This is a genomic window from Enterobacter cloacae complex sp. IR53030, from assembly GCF_049238365.1.
GTDB lineage: Bacteria > Pseudomonadota > Gammaproteobacteria > Enterobacterales > Enterobacteriaceae > Enterobacter > Enterobacter kobei.
The window spans coordinates 1-783 of sequence record NZ_JBMKHA010000074.1 but is presented as its reverse complement, the minus strand read 5'-3'; the positions used below and the strand labels follow the sequence as shown (position 1 = coordinate 783).

Annotated in this window: 1 pseudogene; it reads left to right on the top strand. The window is 47.8% G+C overall.

The window, feature by feature from the left end:
• Positions 1-577 (top strand): annotated as a pseudogene (locus ACOTXR_RS25125) (IS110-like element IS4321 family transposase); the annotation flags it as partial.
• Positions 578-783 lie beyond the last annotated feature (206 nt).

Here is a 783-nt window from a genome sequence, read left to right as displayed (position 1 = left end):
TCTGCTGGAATTTGGCATTAGCGTTCCCCGAGGAGCTGCCGTTATTAGCCGACTGAGTACCATTCTTGAGGATAATAGTTTGCCTCTTTACCTCAGCCAGTTATTGCTGAAATTACAACAGCATTATCACTATCTTGTTGAGCAGATTAAAGATTTGGAATCCCAGTTGAAACGAAAGTTGGACGAAGATGAGGTTGGACAGCGCTTGCTGAGCATTCCCTGCGTCGGAACACTGACAGCGAGTACTATTTCAACTGAGATTGGCGACGGGAAGCAGTACGCCAGCAGCCGTGACTTTGCGGCGGCAACAGGGCTTGTACCTCGGCAGTACAGCACGGGAGGTAGGACGACATTGCTGGGAATTAGTAAGCGAGGTAATAAAAAGATCCGAACTTTGTTGGTTCAATGTGCCAGGGTATTCATACAAAAACTGGAACACCAGTCTGGCAAATTGGCCGATTGGGTCAGGGATTTACTGTGCCGGAAAAGCAACTTTGTCGTCACTTGTGCTCTGGCAAACAAGCTGGCCAGAATAGCCTGGGCCCTAACGGCACGACAGCAAACTTATGTAGCATAACGGCAGAAATACACCGGTTTAAAGAATTACTGATCTGGTTTTGCGAATACTGATATTGATGATACTAACGGCCCACCGGCCTGTTGAGGAACCTGTAAAACGGAAAGGCTCATTGAAGCCGTATATTTTCTGGAGGTTCATCAGGCGCGGAACTCATCAAGGCGCGGGAATAAAATCCCATTCAGACGCCGGATAGATTCAAGCAA